We start from the raw sequence: 16,264 nt of genomic DNA on the forward strand, positions 1-16,264 counted from the left end.
GCACAAAAACTATATCGCTTGATTTTGAAAAAAGTTTATAGATGAAGTAAAAATTTATATCATAAAAACATTTGATGTAAAATTTCCTTTAACTCTTCTATCTGTTCGCTCTCTAACTCGCCAATCTTTGAAACAAATCTATCAACACTTACACATCTTATCTGATCGCAAAGTATTTTTGCCTCTTTGCCAAGCAGCTTGAAATTTACTCTATAAGGCGCATCAAAGCCTTTGCTGGTAATGGGTGCAATGAGCCTAGTTTGTAGATAGTCAAGCTGAGGTGGCGAAATAATTACGCAAGGTCTAGTTTTTTGTATCTCGGCTCCGATCGTTGGATCAAGGTTTATAAACCAAATTTCATATCTACTCATCACCACTGCCACTCTTTATCGCCTATATCAATGGCTTCAAACTCACTATCTATCTTTTCACTTTGTGCTAGTTTTCTAAGCTCTAAAGTATCCCACTCATCTATGTCGTTTTGTTTTACTGGTCTTAAAAATATGCCGTCTTTTAAAATTTCAAGAGAAATTTTTTTAAATCCAAACTGCTCTATAACAGCCTTTGGAAGCCTTATGCCTTGAGAATTTCCTATTTGGATTAAATTTGTTATCATGCGTTTGCTCCTTTTTGTGTAATCATATTGTAATTACATTTAAAAGCGCTTAAAGAGATTTTATGGTTTCAATCGATTTTATTTCTGCTACAATTACGCCAAAAAATTCAAAGGCTATATATAAATGAAAAGCTTAATCATCGTGGAATCTCCCGCAAAAGCAAAGACTATCAAAAATTTCTTAGACAAAAGCTACAACGTCATCGCTTCAAAAGGCCACATCAGAGATCTGCCAAAAACGAGCTTTGGCATCAAGATAGAGGATGATAAATTTACCCCAGAGTATCGCATCAGCAGCGATCACTCCGCCATCGTAAAAGAGATAAAAGAGCTTGCCAAAGCTTCAGATGAAATTTACCTCGCGACCGATGAGGATAGAGAGGGTGAGGCGATCGCGTTTCACATCGCAAACGCCATCGGCAAAGAGCCAACCAGCCTGCCTCGCATCGTCTTTCATGAGATCACCAAAAGCGCCATACAAAACGCTCTAAAAAGCCCAAGACACGTCGATATGAACAGCGTCAATGCCCAGCAGACAAGGCGCTTGCTTGACCGCATAGTTGGCTACAAGCTAAGCCCGCTTTTAAATTTAAAGATACAAAAAGGCTTAAGTGCTGGACGTGTGCAAAGTGCAGCACTAAAAATAATAGTCGATCGCGAGCGTGAAATTCAGGCATTCAAACCAGTTGAATACTACACTATCGACACCGTTTTTAAAAAAGATCTAGACGCCGAGCTAGTTAAATTTGAAAACCAAAAGATCGAAAAGCTCACTATCCAAAACCCAGACCGCGCAAAATACATCATCGAAAATTTACAAAATGAGAAATTTAGCGTCCGTGAGATCGAGAGCAAGGATAGAAAGATCCAACCAAGTCCGCCATTTATGACTTCAACTCTTCAGCAAAGTGCGAGCAACCGCCTTGGCTTTAGCCCTAAAAAGACGATGATGATCGCGCAAAGCCTCTATGAGGGCGTGCAAACAAACGAGGGCTTCATGGGTGCGATCACATATATGAGAACAGATAGCTTAAATTTAGCCAAAGAGGCCGTCGCAGCCGCTAGAGAGCACATCCTGCAAAACTACGGCAAAGAGTATCTGCCAGCCAAAGCGATAAGCTACACGACAAGCTCAAAAGGTGCGCAAGAAGCCCACGAAGCGATCCGCCCTACAAATTTAAACTTCACACCGCAAATCGCTGCTAAATTTTTAGAAAAAGATGCACTCAAACTCTACACGCTCATCTACAATAGATTTTTAGCTTGCCAAATGAGCGCATGTGTGAGCCAAACGCAAAATGTCTATGTCGCAAGCGAAAAAGGCGAGTTTAAGATAAGTGGCAGAAAGGTGCTATTTGACGGCTTTTACAAGGTTTATGGCGAGCTTGATAAGGATAAAATTTTGCCAAATTTAAAAAAGGGCGACGAGATGAGTTTGCAAAGCATAAAAAGCACGCAAAACTTCACCGAGCCACCAGCCAGGTACTCTGAAGCTGGCCTTGTTAAAAAGCTAGAGAGTCTAGGCATCGGTCGCCCAAGCACCTACGCACCGACCATCTCGCTGCTAACCTCAAGAGACTACGTGAGGATCGAGAAAAAACAGCTCATACCAAACGAGATCGCATTTAGCATGATAGGCGTTTTGGAGGAGCATTTTAGCAACATCGTCGATAGCGAATTTACCTCACATCTTGAAGAAAAGCTCGATGAGATCGCGCTTGACAAGGCTGACTGGCAAAAGGTGCTAAGCGACTTTTACTATCCATTTATGGAAAAAATAAGCGCTGGCAAAACTGGCATAAAAAGCCTAAAAACAGCCACTCCGATCGGCGAGAAGTGCCCAGAGTGCGGCAGCGAGCTAGTGCTTAGAAAGGGCAGATACGGCGAATTTATCGCTTGTTCAAATTTCCCAAAATGCAAATACTCAAGAAATGTCGCAAAAGATAATGAAAAGAGCGCAGAAACTGGCACTGTTACGGCAGCTAAGCCAAAACGTGAGCTTAAAAAGCTTGACGTGCCATGTCCAAAATGCGGTGGCGAGATCGTTGAGAGATTTAGCAGGCGTGGTAAATTTTATGGATGTGCCAACTATCCAAAATGCGACTTCATCTCAAACTACGAGCCAGTCGCGCAAAAATGCGATGAGTGCGGCGGCGATATGATCAAAAAAGAGCTTAAAAAAGGCACTTTTATAGAGTGCACAAAGTGTAAGAAAAAGACACTTATCTCTGAAAATTAAAATTTCTAGCCAAATTTTAGCCCTTGAGCCTAAATTTGGCTTATAAATTTGGACTTTAAATGCCTGAAACTATCGTAGAAGTTAGCCAGTATAAAGGGCAAAAGAGCCTTGTGATAAACTGCACGCAGCTAGGGGACAGCCTCACGCCGCAGTATAAAACCGCCAGGCAAAAAAGAGCAGTGCTTGATGAGTGGTGCGACTTTTTAAGAAGCGAGCAGGAGGCATTTGATGAGCTTAACTTTTGCACCAAAATGCCTCAAGAGCTTTTTGACGCAGCGTGCTGCCAAAGAAATTTAAAGAGCCTTCACATCAAATGGGGCTCGTATGAGAGCCTTGATGCGCTGGCAAATCTTTCTAGTCTAAAGAGCCTTTTTGTAGGTTCTGGTGCCAGCGTAAAAAGCATCGCGCCGATCGCGACACTTACTGGACTTGAAAGCCTTGCGGTGGAGAATTTTCAAAAGATAAGCGACTACTCTGCGTTTTCAAATTTGCAAAATTTAAAGAGCTTAGAGATCAGTGGCGACGGACTTTCGCCTAAATTTATCCACATAGAAAGCCTAGAGTTCTTACGCCAGATGCCAGGACTAACTAGCCTTGTGATCTTGGTGGCTAGGCTAAAGAGCAAGGACTACTCGCCTATCTTGTCTCTAAAATCCCTCACCTACCTCAGTCTGCCACCACAGCACGCACTTTTTGGACTTTTTGACGAGCTTAGCGCTTTGCCAAATTTAAAAACAGGGCTTTTAAAAGAGAGAGCGGAAATTTATAAGAAAAAAGTAATGCTGTAAAATTTAAATTTTTAGTATAGTTTTATTTCTAAGAGCAAATTTTAAAATTTGCGAAAACTTACTTGATAGCAAAACACATGCGGCACGATAGTGCTATCGCATGCCACTTCTAACGTTGTCGGGGTTAGGGGATTGTTAAGGGGGAAGGGAGCGACTTCGTAATTCAAGCCTCTTCCCCCTTAACAAAGGAATAAACATTTAAATTTACCTATTTTTCGTAAATTCAAGCCACTCTACTTAAATTTTAAACCTACCAAAGCTATAATGCTCCCCAAAAAGGACAAAAAATGAAAACGATTATGCTTTGTGCGATATGCTCCGTCACTCAGGGAAACTGCGGCGAAGACTGCGCTTATTGCACGCAAAGTGCCAAAGCCGGCGCTGATATCACTAAATTTAAAGAAAAAAGCGTGCAGCAGGTGGTGGACGAGGCCAAAATGGCATATAAAAACCATGCTCTTGGCTTTTGTTTAGTCACAAGTGGCGCCAGACTAAATGACAAAAAGACCGACTACATCGCCTCTTTAGCAAGAGCCGTGCATAAAGAAGTACCAAATTTGATGCTCATCGCATGTAACGGCATGGCGACTTACGATCAGCTTTGCGAGCTCAAAAATGCTGGCGTTTTTAGCTATAACCACAACCTAGAAACTAGCCGTGAGTTTTTCTCAAAAATCTGTACAACCCACTCTTGGGACGAGAGATATCAGACAAATTTAGACGCAAAAAGGGCTGGGCTCATGCTTTGCACTGGCGGCATTTACGGCGTTGGCGAGAGCGAGGCCGACAGGATGAGCTTTAGGGCGAGCCTAAAGGAGCTTGAGCCGTTTTCATCGCCTATAAATTTTTTCATAAAAAGTGACGCACTAAGGCTTGATCAGCCACCTCTTAGCGCGGATGAAGCCCTAAAAATCGTGCGCGAAACCAAAAGCGCACTGCCAGAAACTAGGGTCATGATAGCTGGCGGCAGGGAGAAGATATTAGGCGAGAGGCAGTACGAGATCTTTGAAAATGGCGCAGACGCTATCGTGATAGGCGACTACCTCACCGCAAAGGGCGAGAAGGCGAGCAAGGACATCGAGGAGCTTACAAAGCGCGGTTTTAGCTTTGCAAGTATCTGCCACTAATGCTTGTAAATTTACTTTTTGCTGGGCTTGGAGGCTTTATCGGAGCTGGATGCAGGTTTTTGGCTGGCGAGCTGCTAAAATTTAGCCACTTTCCTCTAGCCACGCTTGGCGTAAATGTGCTTGGCAGCTTCATTATCGGCGTTTTATTTTGTCTAAATTTAAGCCAAAGCGTGAGGGTTTTCTTGGTCGTTGGTATACTTGGTGGCTTTACCACATTTTCAAGCTTTAGCCTTGATAGCGTTAAATTTTTACTAGAAGGCGAACTCGTAAAAGGCTTTTTAAATATATTTTTAAACCTTAGCCTTTGCCTGATCGCAAGCTATTTTGGCATTTTGCTTGGTAAAAATTTGTGAGAGCTTGCAAATTTAACAGAGCTGTTTATAAATTTAAATTTTGCTAGATTTTTTAACCGCATGCGGTGCGAAGCACTGAAGCATGCACTTCTAACGTGCGAGGGGATTGGAGGATTTAAAAAGGGAGATAAGGGGACGGCTTTGCTTCGCTAGCTCGCAACTGCAAGCAGACCGTAATTCAAGTCCCATTGTCTCCCTTTTGGATAAAAACGAAACATTAAATTTCTAAAAATCTTTTTGTAAATTTTAAAATTCCATTCACTCGCAAGAGTTGGCTACTAAAATTTGGCTTCGCTTACAGCTTAGCTCAAATTTTAGAGCCGAAATTACTCGTTCATGAAATTTTAAAATTTGCTCAAATTTAACAAAATTGCATGCAATATGTAGTACCGTCACATGCATCTCTCTACCTAGCTTCTATCTTTGGCATCTGCAGCATAAAATTTCTAGCTTCGCTTAAAAGCACAGGTTTGAGCGCATCTGCTGATGTTTGTCGGTCGTAAATTCTCTCATATGAAAGCATCAAAACTCCATCTTTTTTAAGCAAAAAGTGGATTATTTCTATATTTTTGCTCTTAGTTTCATCTTTTATAAGAGCTAAAATTTGATCATTTTCTTCACTAAAAAGCACGTTTTTATCTTGCTTAAGAGCCTTTTTTAGCTCTTCTAGCTCGCTTTTTGTCTTGATATCTTCGTTAAACTTTACCTTAAACGAGGCAAAGTGCTCGTTCATATTTTCATTTTTTAAAAAGTAAAAGCTCTCATTTTTAACCACTTGCTTTTTATAAAATGTGCTGCCATCAAATCTAAAACTCTCAACCAAGCTTAGCTCATCTGCTAAAGAAAAGACGCCAAAAAACAGCAAAACAAAAAGGCTAAATTTACGCATAAAATTTCACTCCAAATTTCTAAAAATAGCCGCCATTTTGCCAAAATTTCGCTTAGCTTAATCAAAAAATAACAAAGCTTTTTATACAATCAGGCATTTTTATTTTAAGGATCTTTTTGCAGTTACACCAAGCAAGCGAGCTTAGCATCCTTGTCGTTTTGGCATTTATCGTCTTTGCTTCGCCTTATATTTCTAAAATTTTACGCATCCCAGTCGCACCTGCTGAGATACTACTTGGAGCGGTTGCCGGCTACATCGGAGTCGTTGGCGACAACGAGATGTTTAAGCTCATCAGCGAAGTTGGCTTTTTCTTTTTGATGTTTCTAGCTGGCATGGAGATCGATCTTAGGATGCTCATAAACATCGACCGTAAAATTTTGCGCCTTGGGCTCATCTACCTTGCGCTCATCTACGCTCTAGCCACAGCTTTGACGCTAGGACTTGAGCTTAGCCTGCTTTACATCATCATCATCCCGATAATGGCCGTTGGTATGGTATTTACGCTATTTAAAGAGTATGGCAAGCAGCAAGAGTGGCTAAATTTAAGCATGCTAATAGCAACTATCGGCGAGCTTTTAAGCATCACGCTTCTAACATTTACCGCTGCTTACTTGCAGTTTGGAGCGAGCATAAATTTATGGCTAACGATTGGCTATTTGATCCTATTTTTGGCTATCAGCGTGCTTAGTTTTAAAATTTTGGATGTGCTTTTTTGGTGGTATCCGGGGCTTAAAGTGGTGCTCATGCCGCACTACGACAAGGATGAGAAGGACATCAGGCTTTGCATCGCGGTATTTTTCACGATGATAGCCTTGATGCTATATCTAAATTTAGAAGTTGCCTTTGGCGCGTTTATCGCAGGTATGTTTATCACGACATTTTTCGATCACAAAAAGGACTTGCCGCACAAGCTTTCAAGCTTTGGATTTGGCTTTTTGGTGCCGATATTTTTCATCCACATAGGCTCTACTTTTAAGCTTTCAAGCCTAGGATCTAGCGAAGTGATAAAGGATGCTATTTTTATATTTTTAGCGATGCTTGGCACGAGAGTTGTATCTAGTTTGCTCTTTTTGGGCAAGCTTGGCTTTAGAGGGATATTTTTATTTTCCGTTTCGCAGTCTATGCCACTCACTCTTTTGATCGCAGTTGCTACTATCGCACACAAATCAGGCGAGATAAGTGACTATTCTTACTCATCTTTCATCCTGGCAAGCCTCGCACAAGCTATAATAGGAGCTATAATCATCAAAATTTTAATGCAATCAAAAAGCAAGGAGTAAAAATGTCATCAAATACAGCCACACTAATCGACAACCGAACTGGCAAGAGCTATGAGTTTCCTATCCTGCAGGGCACTATGGGGCCAGACGTCATCGACATATCGACCTTTTTTAGCGATACTGGGATGTTTACCTTTGACAGGGGCTACACCTCAACTGCGATGTGCCGCTCAGCCATAACATACATCGACGGCCTAAAGGGCGAGCTAATGTATAGAGGCTACGACATCGCCTATCTGGCTGAAAATAAGACATTTTTAGACGTTGCCTACCTGCTTTTAAACAAAGAGCTACCAACGAGCGAGCAATACAGGGGCTTTAAAGATGAGCTTAAAAAAAGAAGTTTCATACATGAGGGCATGATGAAGCTATTTGACGCATTTCCAGACAAGGCGCACCCTATGGCGATCTTGCAAGCGGCAGTCTCAGCGCTAAGTGCCTTTTACTCAGACCACCTAAACATGGACAAACCAGAAGAGTATCACGAGATGGCTATGAGGATAATCGCTAAAATCCCAACGATAGCGGCCTTTAGCTACCGCTACTCACGCGGCCTTCCTATCATCTATCCAAATTTAGATCGTGGCTTTACTGAAAATTTCCTCTACATGATGAGGGGCTATCCATACGAGCACGTCGATCTTAAGCCTATCGAGATAAAGGCGCTTGACACGGTCTTTATGCTCCATGCTGACCACGAGCAAAATGCCTCAACGACTACTGTTAGGACAGTTGGCTCTACGCACGCGCACCCATACGCATGTATAAGCGCAGGTATCGGCGCACTTTGGGGCTGGGCTCATGGCGGGGCAAACGAGGGTGTTATCCGCCAGCTTGAAGAGATCGGCTCGGTCGCAAACGTCGATAAATACATCGCTAGAGCAAAGGATAAGAACGATCCATTTAGGCTAATGGGCTTTGGTCACAGGGTCTATAAAAACTTCGACCCTCGCGCAAAGGTGCTTAAAAAGATGAGAGATCAGCTGATGGATGAGATCGGCATTAGCTCAGAGCTTATCAAGATCGCCAACCGCATCGAAGAGATCGCGCTAAATGACGACTACTTTGTAAGTAGAAATTTATATCCAAATGTTGATTTTCACTCAGGGCTCATCCTAAAAGCGCTTGGCATACCAAATAATATGTTTGCCGTCATTTTTGTCATCGGCAGGACGCCAGGCTGGATCAGCCAGTGGATCGAGCTAAAAGAGCAAGACACTATAAAGATCGTCCGTCCAAGACAGCTCTACGTCGGAGAGACAAACAGAACACCAAAATGAGCGAGCTTTTAAATTTAGCCATCAAGGCAGCCATCAGCGCTGGGGGTGAGATAATGAAATTTTACTCATCTAATGGCCAGGCGCTTAAAGTCTGCCTAAAAGATGACAGCTCGCCGCTAACTAGCGCTGACCTAGCGGCAAATGAGGTGATACTAAAAGAGCTAAGCAAAAGTGGGATAAAAATTTGCTCTGAAGAGAGCATCTTGCAAGAGAGTGACAAAGATGAGTTTTGGCTAGTTGATCCCCTTGATGGCACGAAAGAATTTTTAGCTAGAAATGGCGAATTTTGTGTTTGTATAGCGCTTATAAAAGAGGCTAGACCGGTGCTTGGCGTCATTTTTATCCCAGTTAGTAAAGAGCTTTTTTACGCTGATGAAAACGGCGCTTTTAAAGAAATTTTAGGCACAAATGATGAGGTCGTAGAAAAACAAGATCTAAATGAAAAAGCTAAAAGCTTAAATAGCTTCATCTTTTCAAGCAGAAGAGGCGAGACGAAGAAGGTTGAACTTGTAAGAGATAGTTTAAATTTAGAGCAAAAATGCATCGGATCTGCCATTAAATTTTGCCGTTTGGCCGAGCTTGGCGGGATATATGTGAGATTTAGCCCAAGCTATCTTTGGGATAATGCCGCAGGCGAGGCGGTAGTGAAATTTAGCGGTGGCAAGGTCTTAAACGCTAGCGACAGATGCGAGCCAAGCTACAAACTAGCTGATCTAAAAAGCCCATTTTACGTAGCATTTGGCAAAAATGCTTTGGGCTTAGAAGATGAAGTTTTTAGGCTGATAGAGCAGGGCAGATAAGGCTACTTGCACCTTATCTCACCACTCATCTTTAAAAATGCGCTCTCGTTTTGCTCTAAAAATTTATTTGCCGCTTCTAAATCTTGAAATTTATCTTTTAGTCTGATCACTAAAGTGCCACATTTTAGCTCTCTAGCTCGCTCCAAACTAGCATCAAAACTTTGCGTTAGATCATTTACGCTTTTTATCAAAAGATCGTTTTTGCCTAGCTCCTTTACGCTAAATTTAGCGTGTCTCTCAGCTCTTACTACGCCAAGATAGTTTGCGACTTTGACGTTACTTATGTAGATGAAAACTCCTTCACGCAAGTTGCTGCTAAAAGCCACTGCATCATCTTGTTCAAGTATCTTTGCAAGCTCTTCGCCGCCGTAGTTTAGGCTGCTTTTAAGATTTAGATTTTTCACGCTTGGCTTGCTAGCACAACCTGCCAGAAATATACAAAATATAAGAGCAAGAATTTTTTTCATTTTAAATTTCCTCAAGCAAATAGAGCATGCTAGCTATTCTTATAGTGCCTGCTACATAGCTAAATATATTTGATACAACCTTGTTTCTTTTTATCTCTTCGCCGCTTGCTTCAAATATTTTTACGTCATTTTCTTTTATAAATTTTAAAGCCTTAGACGCAATGTCTTCTAAATTATTTTTACCATCTAATAGTAAAAATATATAGTAATCAACCAAATTTAATCTTTCAGATACACAAAATCTATTTGCAAAACCAATATTTGTCTCTTCTTTATGTTTTAAAAAATACTTAACATAATTTATCAAATTTGGATTTAGCCTTGAATGCCCTGGCCTATACTCTATATCTTTTAGCTCATCTTTTACTATCATTGCGCTTGCTGAGTTAGTTAAAAGCCTTACAAAAGCGCTATAAACTGTAAGCTTATCTTCTGGTAAAATTTCTAAAATTTGAGAGAGGTTTATGCTCGCTGGAAACATCTTGTTAAAAACCTCACAAAGCCAAGATATATCTTGTGGCATAACATTAAATCTATCATACCATCCGTCGTCTCTTTTTATAAAATCCCCCACAACGTGAAGTTTATTTATATCACTTGGACCTATCTGCTTTGCCTTAATGACCTCAAAAGCATTTTTATGAACGATTAGGCTCTGCCTAAAAAGCTTCATATTTAAAATATCCAAAAACTGCTCACTTTGTATACGATCTGCAAAATGCACATTTTTAAAGTCATCCACAAGAGCATTTCCAAAATCAGGCACAAATACATCTTTCATATCAATATCACAAAGATAAGCTAAGTCAAATTTATCTATTTTTTCGCAAAAATCTTTAAAGTAAAATGGATCATTTATATCCTCCAAAAACTCATGCACTACATAAAAATCATCTTTGCTAAGAATATCATCTATCCAAGTGATAAGCGACTTAATAGGCATAAATTTTTCAAATTCTTCATTATCTCTTGTTAGCAATACCTCTTTATAGACTAAAAGTGCCTCTTTGGCAGCTTTTAGCCTCTCTTCAGTGCTATCTTTATCCTTTGCGGCAAGTAGCATAAGATCACGCACTACATCTTTTACTTTCCAGCCAGGATAGACATTGTAAGAGATAAACGCCACGCCGTTTTGGCTTAAATTTTCTCTTACAACCCTTAAAATAGCATCTTTCACAAAGTCAGGCACCCAGCTAAAGACGCCGTGAGCGATGATATAGTCAAATTTCTCATCACTTTTAAACTCGCAGATATCGCCGTGGATTAGCTCTAAATTGCTTAGACCTATCTCTTTTACGATCTCTTTACCGCGCCTTATTTGCTCGCCGCTAAGGTCGATGCCAACTACTCTTGCGTTCTCGTTATTTACGGCAAATGGGATCAAATTTCCACCAAAACTGCACCCTATCTCCAAAACTTTTGCATTTTTGCAAGGCGGTGGGTTGATGCCAAGAAGCGTAGCGCAAGCCTCTAGTTTATAGGGCGATGACTGCGCAAATGCTGCTGATTTATATGTTAGCTCGTCATAAGACTTTTCGATCTTGCTATTTTTGTCCATTTTCTATCCTTAGTAGTCTTCGTTTTTTATCTTCTCCAGCATATTTTTAGCGTCGTTTTCGGGTTCATCAACGATATATGCGCGCCTTATATTGCCACCTTTTATGATAAGTGTTTGACGAAAGTAAAATTTATGCCCATTTGAAGCTGCAAATACAGGCAATTCAAGCGCTCGCTCTAGCATAAACTCACTATCGTTAAAAAACATTATGCCAGTTGCGGTCTCTTCTTCAAATTTCTTCTGAGCTGCGATATCTTGGGAGCCAATAGCAACTACCATAAAGCCAAGATCGTTAAATTCTTTAAGAAGTTTTTTGTAGTTTATCGCTTGCTTCGTGCAGCCTTTCATGCCAGCAGTCTTTTGTAGCTGTTCGCTTAAAAGCTCAAAGTCCTCACCTATCTTTGGATAGATAAAAACCACGCAGTCATGGGTCCTTGCAAAGGCTGAAAAGTCAAATTCTTTACCGTCTAAAGTCCTTAGATAGATGCTTGTAGGCACTTTTATCATGTTTTGTCCTTTAAAAATTTTATCTATTATATATCTTTAAGCTTTTTTTGAATTTAAAAAATAGACGATAAAAAGGACGAAAAAGCTGATTATTAGCATCAAAAGAGCGTAGATGTGAGCTTTGGTATAGTCAAGCATCTCAACCGCCTCAAATATCGCGATACTAGCGACCTTGCTCTCACCAGCCACGCTGCCACCTATCATCAAAACCACGCCAAACTCGCCCATCGTATGAGCGAAGCTAACAACGATCGCTGTTAGTAAATTTGATCTGATACTTGGCAAGATGACCCTAAAAATGGTCGTAAGCTTGCTTTTACCAAGGCTGTAGCTCGCCTCAAAAAGGCTCTTTTTTAGACTATTTAGCCCAGCATAAATGGGCCCAAACATAAATGGTAGCGAGTAGATGCAGCTTGCCACGACAAGGCCAGTGAAGTTAAAAACTAGCCTCACGCCAAAGAGCTCTTCTATAAATTTGCCAAAAAATGAGTAAGGCGAGAGAAAAATGAGCAGATAAAAGCCAAGAACGCTTGGTGGCAGCACCAAAGGCAGCGAGATGATGGACTCTAAAAACGCCTTGCCAAAGAATTTCTTTTGCGACATAAAGTAAGCAAGTCCTACGCAGAAGAAAAATAGGATAAATGTCGTGATAAAAGAGAGCTTTAGAGAGAGCCAAAACGGCTCGTAATCAATATTTGCTAGCTCGCTCATCATGCTTTTACCAAATTTACGCCAAAGGCTTTTGTGCTAACTATGGCCGTGTCGCCAGCTCTTAGCCCACTAGCTTCTGCGCTACTTAGCACGACCTCGCAAATTTGGCGGTTTATTAGCACGTTTGCCACAAAAATGGCGTCACACTTTTTGATATCCAAAACCTTAGCGTTAAACGCAAATTTCTGCGATCCAGCACTTTTTAAAAATATCTCGCTCGCACTGCCAGACCTTGAAATTTTGCCATTTTCAAGGACAAAAACCTTGCTGCAAAGCTTGTAAATTTCAGCTATGTCGTGACTTACTAAGATAACGCTCATCTTAAACTCATCGTGAAGCGCTAGTAAATAATCCTGCAACTTCTCGCGCATGGCGTTATCTAGGGCACTTAGTGGCTCATCTAGCAGTAAAATTTCTGGCTTTCTCATCACCGCACGAGCAAGTGCCACGCGCTGCTTTTGACCGCCTGAAAGCTCGCCTATTTTGGCGTTTTTTAGGCTCTTTAGCTCGCAAATTTCAAGTAGTTTGTTTGCTAAATTTTCATCATTATTTGCAAAAAGCAAATTTTTAAAGACGTTCATATTTTCAAAAAGGGCGTAGTCTTGAAACAAAAAGCCGATATTTCGCTTTTGCGGGGCTAAATTTGTCTTTTCGTCAAAAAATATCTTATCTCCAACCTTTATCACGCCACTTTGTGGGGCTTCAAAGCCAGCGATGAGCCTTAAAATCGTCGTTTTACCTCCGCCACTTGCTCCATAAAGTGCGACAAACTCGCCACTTTCAAAGGCAAGCTCAGCCTCAAGCATAAATTTACCGCCACCGCCATTTAGCTCTTTTTTGCAAGAAATTTCTATCATTTTTAAGCACTTACGTGGATACTTGTTGATTTAACGTATGCAAAGAGCTGCTCGCCTATCACCAAATTTAGCCCTTTTAGAGCGTGATCTGAGATGATGGCCTCAAAGCAAAGCTGCTCACACTTTAGGCTAACTATGCTTAAAATTTCGCCGCGAGTTATGCCAGCGACCTCGCATTTTAGCTCATTTTCAAGAGAGCTAGCCTCAAGTCTAAGCTTTGATAGGACGACGTCTGAGCTTTTGAAATTTAAGCTCACCTCATCATTTAGAGCAAATTTGCTAGCCTCATTTAAGGCTAGCATATATAAATTTATCCCTAAATTTAGGCACTCAAGCTCAAAAAAACTGACGCCATCTTTGGATGAAATTTGAACGATCTTTGCTCTTATCATTTAGCTGGGACGTTGTAGCCAAATTTCTTAAAAATTTCTTTTGCTTTATCGCCCAAGATAAACTCATAAAATGCCTTCGCATCAGCGTTATTATCACCATGTTTTAAAAGTACGATGCCTTGATCGATCGGAGTGTAGAGCTCTTGAGGCACGAAGATGTAGTTAGTGCCCTCTTTGTATTTTGCCATTTTCTCACTAAAAAGCGCGCTAGCAGCAATAAATCCAACATCTGAAGCGCTTAATGCCTGAGATAGAGTCTCAGAAATTTTTTGAGCATAGACGATGTTTTTCTCTATTTCGTCATAAATTTTTGCGTTTTTAAGAGCCTCGATGCTAGCCTTGCCGTAAGGTGCTGTTTCTGGGTTTGCTATTGAGACCGCCTTTAGGCCACGAACCACTTCTATGCCCTTTTTAAAATCCACATCTCTTATAGAAAAGATCGCCAAAGCACCTTGTGCATAAACTTTTGGCGCAGCGACTGCAAAGCCTGTGTCGTAAGCTTTTTGCGCAAAGCCCATATCAGCAGCCATGAAGATGTCAGCTGGGGCCGAGTTTTGTATCTGCGTAACAAGGCCGCCGCTTGCGCCAAGAGTTAGGTTGATCTTAGCGTCTGGATGAAGCTTATTAAACTCTTTTATAAGCTCTGGAAACGCGTAAGTCGTGTTTGCTGCGGCATAGACATTTACCTCTGCGCCAAGTGCGTTTATGGCAAGCAGAGCTGCCACACATAGAAATTTAAAAACCTTTTTCATTTATACTCCTATTATGATTTGAGATGATTTTACTATTGCTAAAAGCGTGTCGCCAACGCCTATTTGCATATCCATCGCGCTATCTTTTGTGATGATGGCAGTTAAAGTTTGCTCGTCGCTTAGTTTTAGCGTGACCTCAGCATTTACAGCGCCTATCTTTGCCTCGATGACCTCACCTTTTAGCTGATTTTTAGTGCTTATTTTTATATCAAGATCTTTTGCAAGGATGACAGAGGGCGCTTTAAAGATGAAAACTACCTTTTGACCCACTTTTAGGCCTAAATTTTTCTCGCTCTCAACTGTTATAGTCGCTTCAAGCGTGTTGCCATTGCTTAGCTTTGTGGTGATCTCAGAATTTACAGCACCTCTGTTTATGCTGACGATCTCGCATGAGAGCTGGTTTCTAGCGCTTAAATTCATACTCATCCTTTGTAAATTTATGATATCAACATCTTCAAAATCAACCTTTTGGCAAATTTTTTGCAAAAAGTCCTTTTGCGTCTCGAGGATAGCGTCGTAAATTTTTATCAGTTTTTTGGCGTATGGGCTAAGCTCTGAGCCGCTATTTTTCTTATTGCCATCGGCTCTTATGATGAGAGGCTTACTGCTTTTGTTATTTATCGTATCTAAGCAGTCCCAAGCGTTTTTATACGATATGCCCACCACTTCAGCAGCTTTTGTAATACTTTTTGTCTCTTTTATCGCTTTAAGTAGCGCGATATGCTTTGCTAAAACCTGCGTATCTTCGCCTAGAAATAGCTCTAAATTTATATCTGCTTTCAAGATTTTAACCTCTAAATATATAATAATAATTTGCAAAGTATATCTAATTATATTAATTCACAAGCTTAAAATTACAAATTTTCTTTAATTTCTTGTAAAGTTTCAAGAGGATAAAATCAAGCTGTATTTTATAAATAAATTTTAAGGTTTTATGATGAAATTTTTGCTCGCTATCTTTTGTAGCCTGCTTTTAGCCTGTGCTAGCACTGATCTGAACGCAAACAGTGAAAAAGATGATTTTGACGTTGAGTTTGAAGCAAAAAAAGATGTTTTTGACCCGCTTAGTGGCTATAACAGAGTGATGACAAATGTAAATGACTTTATCTACATAAACATGCTAACTCCAGTGGCAAAAGGCTACGCTTATGTCGTGCCAGCCACAGCTAGGACGATGGTTGCAAATTTCTTTGACAACCTCCTTTTTCCAGTGCGTTTTGTAAATAACTTGCTTCAGTTTAAATTTCAAAACGCTGGCGAAGAGACTTTGCGCTTTTTGGCAAACACGATAATTGGCTTTGGTGGGCTAACAGACGGAGCAAAATACTATGATCTAAAGGCTCACAACGAGGACTTTGGACAAACTCTTGGTTACTGGGGGCTTGGAAGCGGTTTTCACATCGTTTGGCCTTTGCTTGGACCATCAAATTTAAGAGATACTGGCGGCTTGGTCGGAGACTATTTTGCTGATCCTATCAGCTATGTTGATCCTAGACTTTTATCGCTTGGTATCAAGTCTTATAGGACGTTTAACAGCTTTGCACAAGATCCAACTGCTTATGAAAAACTACGCAAAGACGCGATCGATCTATATCCATTTTTACGCGATGCTTACGAGCAAAGACGCGATAAACTTATCAAGGAGTAA

19 protein-coding genes are annotated in these 16,264 nt (G+C 40.7%); 8 read left to right on the top strand and 11 right to left on the bottom strand.

The window, feature by feature from the left end; genetic code table 11:
* Nucleotides 1-59: 59 nt before the first annotated feature.
* Together CVS91_RS08200 and CVS91_RS08205 are read right to left on the bottom strand one after the other, a co-directional pair.
* Nucleotides 60-371, bottom strand: coding sequence for a type II toxin-antitoxin system PemK/MazF family toxin (locus tag CVS91_RS08200; protein WP_107831583.1), 312 nt, complete (start codon nt 369-371; stop codon nt 60-62).
* A complete protein-coding gene (locus CVS91_RS08205; RefSeq protein WP_021087541.1) occupies nt 371-616 on the bottom strand; it encodes an AbrB/MazE/SpoVT family DNA-binding domain-containing protein in 246 nt (81 codons plus the stop codon). The genes CVS91_RS08200 and CVS91_RS08205 overlap by 1 nt, the downstream gene beginning before the upstream one ends.
* Nucleotides 617-740: 124 nt before the next feature.
* Between CVS91_RS08205 and topA the strand changes: the two genes are divergently transcribed.
* The 4 genes from topA (at nt 741) to crcB (ending at nt 5,123) form a co-directional block, all read left to right on the top strand.
* Complete coding sequence (topA, locus tag CVS91_RS08210; protein ID WP_107831502.1) at nt 741-2,855, top strand: type I DNA topoisomerase; 2,115 nt, start codon at nt 741-743, stop codon at nt 2,853-2,855.
* A gap of 59 nt (nt 2,856-2,914) precedes the next feature.
* Nucleotides 2,915-3,643, top strand: a complete 729-nt coding sequence (locus tag CVS91_RS08215) for a leucine-rich repeat domain-containing protein (RefSeq protein ID WP_107831504.1) — start codon at nt 2,915-2,917, stop codon at nt 3,641-3,643.
* A gap of 287 nt (nt 3,644-3,930) precedes the next feature.
* Nucleotides 3,931-4,770 (top strand): biotin synthase, encoded by an 840-nt coding sequence (locus tag CVS91_RS08220; protein WP_103631087.1) that lies wholly within the window; start codon nt 3,931-3,933, stop codon nt 4,768-4,770.
* Entirely contained in the window at nt 4,770-5,123 is a 354-nt protein-coding gene (gene crcB / locus CVS91_RS08225; protein WP_103614057.1) for a fluoride efflux transporter CrcB, read from the top strand. The genes CVS91_RS08220 and crcB overlap by 1 nt, the downstream gene beginning before the upstream one ends.
* Before the next feature lie 406 nt (nt 5,124-5,529).
* Here crcB and CVS91_RS08230 read toward each other — a convergent pair whose 3' ends face one another.
* Entirely contained in the window at nt 5,530-6,012 is a 483-nt protein-coding gene (locus CVS91_RS08230; RefSeq protein WP_107831506.1) for a hypothetical protein, read from the bottom strand.
* Nucleotides 6,013-6,128: 116 nt separating this feature from the next.
* On the opposite strand from CVS91_RS08230, the gene CVS91_RS08235 reads away from it, so the two are divergent.
* Genes CVS91_RS08235 through CVS91_RS08245 form a run of 3 tightly spaced genes read left to right on the top strand, consistent with a single transcriptional unit; the run spans nt 6,129 to nt 9,372 of the window.
* On the top strand, nt 6,129-7,292 hold the full coding sequence (locus CVS91_RS08235; protein WP_021085423.1) for a cation:proton antiporter: 1,164 nt from the start codon (nt 6,129-6,131) through the stop codon (nt 7,290-7,292).
* A gap of 2 nt (nt 7,293-7,294) precedes the next feature.
* Nucleotides 7,295-8,572, top strand: coding sequence for a citrate synthase (locus CVS91_RS08240; RefSeq protein ID WP_107831508.1), 1,278 nt, complete (start codon nt 7,295-7,297; stop codon nt 8,570-8,572).
* Nucleotides 8,569-9,372 carry a 3'(2'),5'-bisphosphate nucleotidase CysQ gene (locus tag CVS91_RS08245; RefSeq protein ID WP_107831510.1) on the top strand — a complete coding sequence of 268 codons (804 nt, stop codon included), beginning with the start codon at nt 8,569-8,571 and terminating at the stop codon, nt 9,370-9,372. Before CVS91_RS08240 ends, CVS91_RS08245 begins: the two co-directional genes overlap by 4 nt.
* Before the next feature lie 2 nt (nt 9,373-9,374).
* Here CVS91_RS08245 and CVS91_RS08250 read toward each other — a convergent pair whose 3' ends face one another.
* From CVS91_RS08250 to CVS91_RS08285, 8 genes are read right to left on the bottom strand one after another with little or no spacing between them, the layout of a single operon-like run.
* Entirely contained in the window at nt 9,375-9,839 is a 465-nt protein-coding gene (locus CVS91_RS08250; RefSeq protein WP_107831512.1) for a damage-inducible protein, read from the bottom strand.
* Between the two features lies 1 nt (nt 9,840).
* Nucleotides 9,841-11,397, bottom strand: a complete 1,557-nt coding sequence (locus tag CVS91_RS08255) for a class I SAM-dependent methyltransferase (protein ID WP_107831514.1) — start codon at nt 11,395-11,397, stop codon at nt 9,841-9,843.
* A 9-nt stretch (nt 11,398-11,406) separates the two neighbouring features.
* A complete protein-coding gene (locus CVS91_RS08260) occupies nt 11,407-11,904 on the bottom strand; it encodes a redoxin family protein (protein ID WP_103612858.1) in 498 nt (165 codons plus the stop codon).
* A 36-nt stretch (nt 11,905-11,940) separates the two neighbouring features.
* Entirely contained in the window at nt 11,941-12,615 is a 675-nt protein-coding gene (gene modB / locus CVS91_RS08265) for a molybdate ABC transporter permease subunit (protein ID WP_035145186.1), read from the bottom strand.
* Nucleotides 12,615-13,472: a sulfate/molybdate ABC transporter ATP-binding protein gene (locus CVS91_RS08270; protein ID WP_107831516.1), complete on the bottom strand. Its 858-nt coding sequence runs from the start codon at nt 13,470-13,472 to the stop codon at nt 12,615-12,617. The genes modB and CVS91_RS08270 overlap by 1 nt, the downstream gene beginning before the upstream one ends.
* Nucleotides 13,473-13,474: 2 nt before the next feature.
* The gene (locus tag CVS91_RS08275) at nt 13,475-13,864 is read right to left on the bottom strand and encodes a TOBE domain-containing protein (RefSeq protein ID WP_107831518.1); all 390 of its coding nucleotides are present in this window, start codon (nt 13,862-13,864) and stop codon (nt 13,475-13,477) included.
* The gene (gene modA, locus CVS91_RS08280; protein ID WP_107831520.1) at nt 13,861-14,616 is read right to left on the bottom strand and encodes a molybdate ABC transporter substrate-binding protein; all 756 of its coding nucleotides are present in this window, start codon (nt 14,614-14,616) and stop codon (nt 13,861-13,863) included. The genes CVS91_RS08275 and modA overlap by 4 nt, the downstream gene beginning before the upstream one ends.
* Nucleotides 14,617-15,399 carry a TOBE domain-containing protein gene (locus CVS91_RS08285; protein ID WP_107831522.1) on the bottom strand — a complete coding sequence of 261 codons (783 nt, stop codon included), beginning with the start codon at nt 15,397-15,399 and terminating at the stop codon, nt 14,617-14,619.
* Between the two features lie 154 nt (nt 15,400-15,553).
* On the opposite strand from CVS91_RS08285, the gene CVS91_RS08290 reads away from it, so the two are divergent.
* Complete coding sequence (locus CVS91_RS08290; RefSeq protein WP_107831524.1) at nt 15,554-16,264, top strand: VacJ family lipoprotein; 711 nt, start codon at nt 15,554-15,556, stop codon at nt 16,262-16,264.

It is taken from the genome of Campylobacter concisus (assembly GCF_003048985.1).
GTDB classification, from domain to species: Bacteria; Campylobacterota; Campylobacteria; order Campylobacterales; family Campylobacteraceae; genus Campylobacter_A; species Campylobacter_A concisus_AY.